This is a genomic window from Streptococcus sp. HMSC072D05 (assembly GCF_001815805.1).
Lineage (GTDB): Bacteria > Bacillota > Bacilli > Lactobacillales > Streptococcaceae > Streptococcus.
The window spans coordinates 203,426-203,732 of record NZ_KV822018.1 but is presented as its reverse complement, the minus strand read 5'-3'; the positions used below and the strand labels follow the sequence as shown (position 1 = coordinate 203,732).

Sequence of the window (307 nt, the reverse complement as noted above, 5' to 3'; positions counted from 1 at the left end):
GACAGCTAAAAACGCTGCAGACGGTACTGTTACTTTCAAAGAAATCGAATACAATGAAGCAGGCGACCACACTTACACTATCTCAGAAAAAGCAGGTAGCGAAGCAGGTGTGACATACGACACTGCTACACATGAAGTGACAGTAAACGTTACAGATAACGGTCAAGGTCAACTTGAGGCGGCTGTTGCAGGTAACAACCCAACCTTCACCAACACTTATAAAGCAGCTAAAACAAGTGCAACGATTACAGCTAAGAAAGTCTTGGAAGGTAAAGCCCTTGAAGCTGATAAATACGAATTCGAGCTT

At 43.3% G+C, this 307-nt stretch carries 1 protein-coding gene; it reads left to right on the top strand.

From position 1 onward, the window contains the following. Positions 1 to 307: Spy0128 family protein (locus HMPREF3057_RS05065; protein ID WP_306806725.1), on the top strand; the 307-nt coding region annotated here is incomplete at both ends.